Raw genomic sequence first — 9,750 nt, forward strand, 5'->3', positions numbered from 1 at the left:
TCTCAGGTGTAGATTGATCGACGACGATCACTTCCAGATTCAGCCGACGGAAAGTGTCAAGAACCATTGTCAGATCGTCGGTCAGATCCGCATGCTTGGCCGTGGGCTTATACTCCTGATCGAACGTCCGCAACGGACGATCCGAATCCAGCAGGAACTGGAACCGCTCCTCCGCTTGCGGCAACCCGTACAGCATCGAATGATCCTCCATTTGCTGCACCTGGAATGGATCGTGGAGCATGCCCTCGTATTGCTCCCGGTTCTGCTCGAGCTTCTCGCTATAATTGATCAACATGGCCGCTATCTCATGGATCGCGCCTTTCACCGCACGAACAGGATCTGGATGAGCGCCAGCTGCACAGATGATATTCACTCCCTTGGGCTTCCTGTTCTTAGCGATAGCCCATACGCAAGGAATGCCATGCTCCATCGTCGAATTAAACAAATGCACGTCATACCCTGCTACGGTTTGCAATCGTTCGATCATCAATGTCAGCTCTTGATCGTCAGCCGAGAGAGGATCAAGGCGTGGAAGAGGCAACTGTGCATACCAGGTCATCAGGAATGAATCACGCTCCACCACTTCCATGATCGCATAGAAGATCGCTTCTACCAGATTGCCGCCTAATGCGCAGCCATTGGAAGTTTCGTACACAACTCCATGACCGCAACCTGAGCTGTAGTAGGCAAGCAGCTCCGGTACCAGAATCGAACGCTCCTTCAAGAACGAATAGCCCCACACCCAATCGATAGCTCGATTCGGATCGAACGGTTTGAACGGAAAGTCAGGTTTCTCATACTGAATCTGCTCATGAACACCAACACGAACAGGATTAAGTGCCTGGTGCTTCAAGTGGTTGAAACTATCGTGAATGACTGTCCGTTTGCCGCGTGGCGACATACCACAGTAACGCTCCAACCCTTCCAAGATCGCCGTCATCTCACTCACCGCATAGGAATGAGTGCGACCCGCACAACCCTCATCCGCTGAGAATAACGGCAGATTGATGGACGAATCAGAGAAGGGCGACATGAGGTCGAACATCTTGGAGTTCAAGAAGCCTGTCCGGGTATCCAGATAATCTCGTGCCAGTACACTCTGCAGCTCATCCATTGGACGGCAACGATAACGATCGGCACTGATCTTCGGGCTTGGCTTGAGCTGAATATGGGCTGCTTCTGCACTATCGTCAGGCAATCGGCTGCATACCGGACATAGCGGGTCAGCTAGAAAGAGGTGACGCGAGCTTGTCAGCGTCTGCAGATTGATCAAGAACAACTGACCTGCCGTTTGTGGCTGCTGGCCTTGCAATACTCTGCTGGCTTCCGCCACGAGAAGGTGTGCCACCTGCCTCAATCCTGTGCGCGAAGCCCACGGATTGCTAGGCAATCCTTCTTCGTTCTCAGACAGACTCATCTGCAGCTCCCACGATTCCTTACGATCTTTCCCCGCCATTAAGCGCCGAAAGTCTGCACACTGGGAGCAGCCCGGCTCCCCTGACCGTATCAGAGGACCGACAACACCCTCGCCGAATGAAACGAAGCCACGCAGCCAAGGCACTTCCGTCTGTTGAAACACTTCTTCAGCCTTCAGATGCATGGCAGGATTCCACACATCGCCCACTACAAGCGCCAAATCAACTGCTCTAGGCGCTCCGGTTCCGAAATCGGACTGGCGTGTAAGCTCATACTGGAGAGATAGCTCCTCACATACGAATTGTGCGAGCAGCCCTTCTCCGATTACCGCAACGATTGCGCTCACTGGCTCTCCTCCTCTCGCAGCGACACGCCAAACACACCGGCTAGCCCTTCTTTCAAGAATGGCTCATCCGCCAGATCGATGACTGACAACCGCTTCCGGTTCGCTTTCAGTATGATCTTAGCGGCCTCTAGAACCTTGGCGTGCTCCCCTTCTTCAAACGCATCGATCACAATGTCTCGCGGCTCTACTTGTTCCACTCGGACATTTACCAACTCCACTGCATGAATGGTCACGCTCTCGTCAGGGCATTGGGATTTCAACAGCGCTTGCTGGAGCGCCATCCGTAACGCTTGTGTACGATTCAAGCCGACACTGCCGTACCAGCGACCGTTCGAACCGACCCACATCAGCGGGAACCCCATTACGTCCTCACCCACAGCAATTTCCGGCGTTCCCTGCATCGTGGTCAACGCACTCCAATCATGGCGGCAGCGATCATCGCACACATCCGTCAACCTTACCTGCACGACAGAAGGCTCGCTTGAATTCAACTGCCTGGCCAATTGTCCGGTCATATATTTGGATAACCCGCGGCAAATACCCTCCGCAATCGTCGCGCCTGCTCCTACCCCTACATGAGCTTCGGTCATTCGCGATACGTACGCTTCGATCCCGGCCAATCCCGCTTCCCTCCGTGCTTCCGTATGCGTCAACCCGGGGCTGACGATCTCCGGAAGCAATTCAGCCGGTCCTTCTGACAGTGGATCGGCGGCCTGCACTCGACATAACATCAGCGGGAGCTGGAATAAATCGCCCTCTTCCCATATGTGGAGGATGCCTGTTTCTGCTGAGGTCAACGTGCTGAAGTAAGGAATCAGCTCATTCGGTCCCTCATTACTTGGATTCCTTTCGGGTGGCAACTCAATCATCGGCTCCCGTTCAACAGCTAGACGCCCGTGAACGAGGGGATGAGGAAGGAACGAATGCCAGCTTCCTTCCAACGTCTCCAGATTGAGCAGAAACACCTTTTGGTTCAATTCCGACTTGGTCACGCCTGTAACCGATTTGAACCATTCAAATACGATTACATTAGCAAGCATCGCTTCCGCTGTAGAGGAGACGACATGGACTCCTGGGTCCTTGCATAACGCGGAGGAATGCACACGCCGCCATGCTGATTCTAGGCAGGCTTCCGAATCTGGACGAACGAGCGGTCCTGCCACACCCGCTTGATGGATGAACATAGCGGGGAGCAGCACCTTACCCGCCTCCCTGCATGCTGCGTGAATAGCTTGTAATGGTTCAACGTAACCTTCCTGTGATACGTACAGTACGGCATCATACAACCGCACCGTCTCACACCAACCGTTGCTGCTTCCATCATTAGGCAGGCCGATCTCCTCTACGCCTACCTCTGGATCTGATAAACGGGCATGTGCCACGAGTGCTGATAATCGCTGCCGATCGGTCGTATCCGTGTCCGTGATCATCAGATGGAATCGAGGCATTCCCGATTCCATCAACGCCGCACAGAGCGAGAGCAGGAACGGTCCGGAACCAATGGCCAACACTTTGACCTCCCGATAGGACTGGAACCGGTATGCACCCGAACCACCAAAACTGTCCAGAAATTCAATCTGGGAAGCATACTTATGAAGCACCTCGCTCGTTAACTGATGCTGACGATCCTGACTTACATCGCGGACGAAGCCGTTGGCATGCAACACTTCGGCGATTTCATATACCCGATTCCGGTATTCATCCGGCAACTCATCGGTCAACTCTTCCATCGTGTGCTCGCCATTCAACACCGGGATCAATTGTTCAATCCACTGGTCGATCGTGTCTCCTTTCATTTGAAACGAGCCCACATTGTTGCGGAAATAGACGTCTCCATTCGGGTTCGGCAGAAAGAACGTATCCCCATTCACTTTCAGACGCATAGAAGAATTCAAACCACATTCCTCCTAGAGCTTTTATCAAGACAGTTCCCCTTTCATGTTATGAATGACGATTTGTCCCTCATGCCATAAAAAAACTCAGAAGTGTAATCACCTCTGAGTTTGTTGGAGAATAAGTTTCAGTTCGCAGAGACTTTACCTAAATCATGTTACCGGCAGCGTGCACAGCCACCGCATCGTGCACAAGTACTGCAGCGGACACAATTGCTGCAACGAACACAGTTGGAGCATCTACAGGAGCAACTACAGGAGCAACTACAAGAGCAACTACAGGAGCAACTACAGGAGCAACTACAACTACAGCTGGTGCAGAAGAACACGCAAAAGAAGCCTCCCACGCATAGACGATCACCATTTGGATCATTCTGGTTTTGACCCACGGTTGGGGTCATGTCGCTGGCATTGAAATCACTAACTTTCAGTTTTTGAAGATCTTTTTTGAAATTTGTCATTGTAATAACCTCCGTTATTTGTTATTTACCAGCATGCTATGTATTTACCTCCACTTATGTACCTAGTACACATGCTGAATCGATCAACAAATAAAGAAAAACCTGAGCCGAAGTTTCATCGGTCAGGTTGTCTGCGATTGATTTTTTGGTATAAAATGGCGAACGACTTCATTGAACTGGATTGGTTCTTCTGTGTGTGGGGAGTGATTACTTTCCTTAAAAATATATATTTCAGACTGAAGTATCCACTGATGAATCTCTTCCGTGAAGTTGACGGGGCATTGTGTATCATGCTTACCGCACATCACTAAGGTTGGTGTATCGATTAAATGCAGATCCTTCCGAATGTCATATTGGGAGAGGTGCCGATTATAATAATCCAATCTCTTTTGAACCACTCGCCCGCTACTTGGTTTAGCAAAATATTCATCCCACTTCTCCGGATGATGGAGTGACATCTCCACCCACTCTCGACTTGCTAGCGCTTTCTCTTCACTTGATGATTCCGAGCTACGCAATATGGAGAAAATCTCACGCAGGCGTGGGTTCTTGGGGTTGTCACGGCAATAGATGCTACCTGGAGAAGACATATATTCACTAGAAGCGGCAGCCCCAACCACAGTTAGATTGATTAACGATTCCGAGTGAGACATCGCATACACCAGACCCAGCATCCCGCCAGTCGAGTGCCCAGCAAATGACCACCTCTGGAATCCCATCGTTTCTCGAATGGCTTCTAAGTCTCTAACAGACTCCGTCATACTAAGTTCTTCATCATGGATGATCTTGTCCGAATTCCCGCATTCTTTAAGATTTATTAATAGGACTTGACCATAGTCAACGAACATATCTGCAAAATAATTTCCTCTTTCCGTGAAGGCAGAATAATAATGAGTGACGCAGATAGGTTCACCTTGACCGGCTATAAACAGTTCAAAACTTCCTCGATCTGTAGTTAGGATTCTTTTTTGCCAGACAGTCATTAGGTTACTACCCCCTTACCTCCACGCCCCCAAATATGGTCGAGGTCCGATCCAGGACAAGTTCAACTCTTCCTCTCCATGCGGCCCCGGCTTCAAAAACACACCTTCGTCCGTCCGCATGAATACCGGCTGATCCTTGAAGGAGAAGTGATCAGGAAGCGTCCGAWCACCGCCGATCCAATCCATATCGCGCCCAAAGTAATTCTCGTCTTTACGGCCGAGAAGCTTGAATACATCATGGGCAGCATAGTCGGTAATCGTCCAGTGATTGCCCTTCTCCATCCATATACATTGATCGCCCAGCAGTACCGATATTTTGTCGTCCGTCTTGAAAAGCTCTTCGTGGATTCCAGGCTCCATTCCGTGACGAACAAGCAAGTACAACAGATCATGCGAATGCCAAGCCGAACAAGGAGCAATATCGCCTTCGCCTTGCCAGCCGGTCGCCGAGGCAAAAAATCCACGCGGATTCTGATAGGTCGCATATGTCCGATCGCAAGCCGACAGGAACCGTTCCAGCTCATCGTCCTTCCTGTGGCTCAGATACTTCTGAATCCCGTACAAAGACATACCCATGCCGGCAATCAGCATCGGTTCCTTGATCTTCACCCATCGGCTCCCGCTGTAATACCAGGCACGGTGCAACCGGATCTGCCCCTTGTCATCGTACCAGGCACAGCGGGCAAGATGGCGGCACAGCCTTCCTGCAGCTTCAAGGTATCGTTCGGTTCCATACATTTCGTAGGCTAATATTAGCGGTGCGATCAAGAGCCCGTAATATTCCGCCGGCTCCGTATTCGTCATATCTCCGAGATAACGATAAGAAGCATCGCTGTCTTCGTCAGGGAAGCCCTTGACATGATAACGTTCGATCATGAAATCAAGCTGATCCGGCAGATCATCCCATCGCACTTCGCCGAACACATGCTGGTATTGCAGCTTGCCCCACAGCCGCGCATACTCCTGATTGCTGATCGCCTTCGCCTTGCCATCCTTATATAACGCGCCGAACGGGTACATCACATCATTCGTCTCCATGCTATTGGCAATAGCTGTGCGGATCGCTTCAACATGTTCTGCGGGCAACCAAGATTTGGCATACTCTGCCGTTAGCCCTAATGCTACATTAGGCAGCATGTTGTGGATAAGACCTCGCTTCAGCGACTCGCCGATCTGGAATCCGATATGGGCGTATTGACCGTCCTCCTGAAAAGCCGTCGTCTGGAATCGGATCAACCGCACGAGGAGCTCCTCGAGCTTGGGGTCCCGCTTCTCCTTAATAACCAAGGCAAGCGAGGTCAAGAGCGGACTTGCCCACGTGCTGTGACCCGATGTAAAGTCCGACCACCTATAGGGGTTCGAGCCCCATACGGAGTGGTTATGGAAGCCATGGATGGCTCCGTTATCGTTAACCCAAGTGAGTAACCAGTTAGCTAACGTGGTCGTGTTCGGTTTCATAGATTCTTTCCTCCTTATCTCTAGAACGGTGAACCCGGAAACAAGGCCAGCACTTGGCTCATCTGTTCCGTCGTTAATCCGACTCCATCACAATACGATACGTTCTTCAATAGCACGTCAATCGACGTTGTACCTGTAAGAGTTACAGCAATATCCGGGTTGGACAAGCTGAATCGCATCGCCGGCTCCACCAAGCTGCCTGGACCGTTACCTACGCGCAAAAACTCAAGCTTGGCTAATCGGTTATTCGCCTCTCTAAGTCTGTCTTCGTATTTCAAGAAAAACGGTGCAGGTGAATCCGCCAGTATACCCATTTGAAGCGGGCTGCCGTGGATGACGCCAATGTTATTAGCACGCGTCCGTACGAATAGCTCGTCCGCTGCTGTATAATCAATCAGCGTGTACCGTCCGAAGGTTTGAATCGTATCGCACAGCTGCTCTTCGATGAACGGATAGAGCAGCGCCATTCGCCCCGCATTGATGCCGAGTGCACGAACTTTGCCTTGCTCCTTCAGCTTAAGGAAGGCTGGCAACGTTTCATTCACCACTTGTTCGTAGGATGTCGATTCCAACTCATGCAGCTGAATGAGATCGATGCAATCGGTTTGCAAGCGGCGAAGACTTTCCTCCACCGATCGGATCGTATTCTCATATGTGTATGGATCTCCTCGCATAACGGCCTTGGTCGCGAGCACTACCTTGTCACGCCGTCCCTTTAACGCCAGCCCCAATCGGCGCTCACTCTCACCGCGGCCATATAACGGTGCGGTGTCGTACAAGGTGACTCCGGCATCAATCGCGGCATGAACAACGTTCACGACCTCTGCGTCCGACGTTGGCCCGAAGTCGCCCCCGAGCGGAGCTCCACCAAGTCCAAGCTTGGAGACACGAATACCGGTCTTGCCAAGTTCCGTATAGATCATCTCGTTCGACTCCTTCTAATGTAAAGTTACGGGTTCACCCCGTTCTGAAGATTCCAGAGAAGCATAAATGAAACGAATAACTGGATAGAACGAAGTAATATCGTGGTTACTCCTCCGATTATCCAGATAAGATCGTACGAATTCATCTACAGTGCCATTACGCAGCTCATACTTCAGGTCGCTAAGCTCAAACTGTTGCTCCGCACCATCCGCATCTACGAATAGCAGACCCGTTTCACTCAACTCTACCATACCGAGTCTACCTTCTATTCGAAAATAACCAAGCCAAGTGGTTGTCCGACCATGAGCTACCCATGATGAATAATAGCTGAGATGCAAGCCGTCATCCCCGTCCGCAAGAAGCGAAACGACCGATGGTGAAGCAACTGGAGTCCAGGTAGGCAGTCGCGACGCTGCTGTTACTTGTCGCAGACGTTCCAATCCCAGCAGATAGTGAATCGTACCGAAATGATGGTAAGAAAGGTCCTCCAGCATAACATGGTTGTATGCGCTCATCCACGGAGCCACTACTTTCGGACGATAGCAGCGCCAAGTCACCTGTTCAACCGTACCGAGCGCCCCTGCATCGATTAAGGTTTTGGCTTGCTCCACATACTTGTCGTAACGATATGGCTCTCCTATTGCAATTTGTCGCCCAGTACGCTCACTCAGCTTCAGCAGGCGTTCGCCATCACCGGGATCAGCCGGTCGTAATTTCTCCAGAAACAGATCGTAGCCTTTGTTCACAACGAACTCTACGATCCCCATATTCAATTTGCCAGTTGGCGGCGTCACGAGTGTTACGATGTCGGGTTTCACTTGCTGCAACGCCTCTTCGACATGAGTGAACAACGGGATATTATACTTATACACGTCCGCTACATACTTGTCCGGCACACCGACCATCTCTGCCTGTCCATAAATGTCTACGACACCTATGACCGTCACTTCAGGCCTTGCCCTCCAATGCTCGAGCCAATAATCCATCATACCGAGGATAAGTACTTGTATGGACTTTCCGTTCATGTGAATCGCTCCTTCTGCCAAATCACTTCATCAGCATGTCATCAGTTGGCCTCAGACATTGCAACACTCATGTTGTACAATTCCGACAGTATCAACACCCATGATAGCATGGCATTTACAATCAAGTATTTGGCGGCAATCGACATTTTGTTATCCGTTTCCGATATTCATCTCCTGTGTCCTCCAGACGGATTCGGCCCCGAGCCGGTCTTGCAATTGCTGCAAGTACTAGGCTCCTTGCTGTGTGCCGAATTATGTTTTATTAAGCAGCCATGTATTATTTTGCTATGTAACGTCGGCAGCCCAAGTCACTATGACCTTGGGCTGCTTTCGACTCGATCCGCTCTGATCTATCTACCCTTACCACCCATATAAGGACTGACCATGCTGTTGTTCATACCGGAATAGTCGTTCATTGTTCTGTACGTATACACGTGACGCGGAACCGGGCAGCAATGGTGACGATTAATAACTTCAACTGTATGAACAATGTCCACGATCTGTGGATGGTAAATGTCTTTGTACACTTGCGTAGGTGGGTCATAGATGGTTTTCGTTGGACAAGACGGGCAATCATTCCGATGTTGCTGTTGATTTGACATATCATTTCATCCCTTTCTAGTGAGGTAGTACAGTATATGGGATGAATCCGCAACAGATTGGATGGAAGCCTAGCGGCATTCCCCCATTTCATGTACGTTTGTCCTGTAGGTCAACATCCACTAATGACGCTGGGTCGTCCTCGTGACTATCGTCCAACGCGTGGCAGCGAGCATCCCCGGAACTTTCTGGCGGGATTAAGCGGTTACCTCCACGTGGACGGTTTATGCCGGTTACCACAAGGTAGTGGGCGTAACGCTCAATGAGATAAGCTGACGGCGTTTTTAAAGATGGCCGTTTGGAGATTGACAACAACCATAGCGAACGGGCAATTAAGCCATTTGTCATCGGGCGGAAGAACTGGCTGCTTGCGAATACGCCCCGCGGTGCAAGGGCAAGTAGTGTTATTTACAGCGTGATTGAACGGCGAAAGAGAATGGGCTGAATCCCTTTAAGTACTTGGTGTACCTGTTCGAGCAACTCCCACAGCTTCCCGATTCGAAAAATCCGGAAGCGTTGGACAGCTTGCTACCTTGGTCACCGTCACTGCCACTGGCTTGTCGCGTGCTCAAATCTTGATTATACAACTCATGAACAGCCCCCAACTTGAATGACAAGGTGGAGGCTGTTTGCGCTTACGAATAT

The 9,750-nt window shown here is 50.6% G+C and carries 8 protein-coding genes and 1 pseudogene; 1 reads left to right on the forward strand and 8 read right to left on the reverse strand.

The window, feature by feature from the left end; genetic code table 11:
* From AC1DWB_RS28900 to AC1DWB_RS28935, 8 genes are all read right to left on the reverse strand, one after another.
* Positions 1–1,762 (reverse strand): TOMM precursor leader peptide-binding protein (locus tag AC1DWB_RS28900; RefSeq protein ID WP_477544559.1); only part of this gene is annotated, 1,762 nt, incomplete at its 3' end.
* Positions 1,759–3,645: a putative thiazole-containing bacteriocin maturation protein gene (locus AC1DWB_RS28905; protein ID WP_477544566.1), complete on the reverse strand. Its 1,887-nt coding sequence runs from the start codon at positions 3,643–3,645 to the stop codon at positions 1,759–1,761. The genes AC1DWB_RS28900 and AC1DWB_RS28905, both read right to left, overlap by 4 nt.
* Before the next feature lie 157 nt (positions 3,646–3,802).
* Complete coding sequence (locus AC1DWB_RS28910) at positions 3,803–4,027, reverse strand: hypothetical protein (RefSeq protein ID WP_477544560.1); 225 nt, start codon at positions 4,025–4,027, stop codon at positions 3,803–3,805.
* A 210-nt stretch (positions 4,028–4,237) separates the two neighbouring features.
* A complete protein-coding gene (locus AC1DWB_RS28915) occupies positions 4,238–5,098 on the reverse strand; it encodes an alpha/beta fold hydrolase (RefSeq protein ID WP_477544561.1) in 861 nt (286 codons plus the stop codon).
* 15 nt (positions 5,099–5,113) lie between these two features.
* Entirely contained in the window at positions 5,114–6,556 is a 1,443-nt protein-coding gene (locus AC1DWB_RS28920) for a hypothetical protein (RefSeq protein ID WP_477544562.1), read from the reverse strand.
* 20 nt (positions 6,557–6,576) lie between these two features.
* Entirely contained in the window at positions 6,577–7,479 is a 903-nt protein-coding gene (locus AC1DWB_RS28925; RefSeq protein WP_477544563.1) for an aldo/keto reductase, read from the reverse strand.
* A 15-nt stretch (positions 7,480–7,494) separates the two neighbouring features.
* Positions 7,495–8,505 (reverse strand): Gfo/Idh/MocA family protein, encoded by a 1,011-nt coding sequence (locus tag AC1DWB_RS28930; RefSeq protein ID WP_477544564.1) that lies wholly within the window; start codon positions 8,503–8,505, stop codon positions 7,495–7,497.
* A gap of 350 nt (positions 8,506–8,855) precedes the next feature.
* Entirely contained in the window at positions 8,856–9,107 is a 252-nt protein-coding gene (locus AC1DWB_RS28935) for a hypothetical protein (protein ID WP_477544565.1), read from the reverse strand.
* Between the two features lie 287 nt (positions 9,108–9,394).
* Between AC1DWB_RS28935 and AC1DWB_RS28940 the strand changes: the two are divergent.
* A pseudogene (locus tag AC1DWB_RS28940) lies at positions 9,395–9,684 on the forward strand (transposase domain-containing protein); the annotation flags it as partial.
* Positions 9,685–9,750: the final 66 nt, after the last annotated feature.

This window comes from Paenibacillus sp. P4_E11, assembly GCF_056401635.1.

Bases quoted from the DNA above. Each gene is read 5' to 3' on its own strand.
- AC1DWB_RS28925 (WP_477544563.1), bottom strand. From the start codon at position 7,479: ATGATCTATACGGAACTTGGCAAGACCGGTATTCGTGTCTCCAAGCTT.
- AC1DWB_RS28935 (WP_477544565.1), bottom strand. From the start codon at position 9,107: ATGTCAAATCAACAGCAACATCGGAATGATTGCCCGTCTTGTCCAACG.
- AC1DWB_RS28915 (WP_477544561.1), bottom strand. From the start codon at position 5,098: ATGACTGTCTGGCAAAAAAGAATCCTAACTACAGATCGAGGAAGTTTT.
- AC1DWB_RS28905 (WP_477544566.1), bottom strand. From the start codon at position 3,645: ATGCGTCTGAAAGTGAATGGGGATACGTTCTTTCTGCCGAACCCGAAT.
- AC1DWB_RS28930 (WP_477544564.1), bottom strand. From the start codon at position 8,505: ATGAACGGAAAGTCCATACAAGTACTTATCCTCGGTATGATGGATTAT.
- AC1DWB_RS28910 (WP_477544560.1), bottom strand. From the start codon at position 4,027: ATGATCCAAATGGTGATCGTCTATGCGTGGGAGGCTTCTTTTGCGTGT.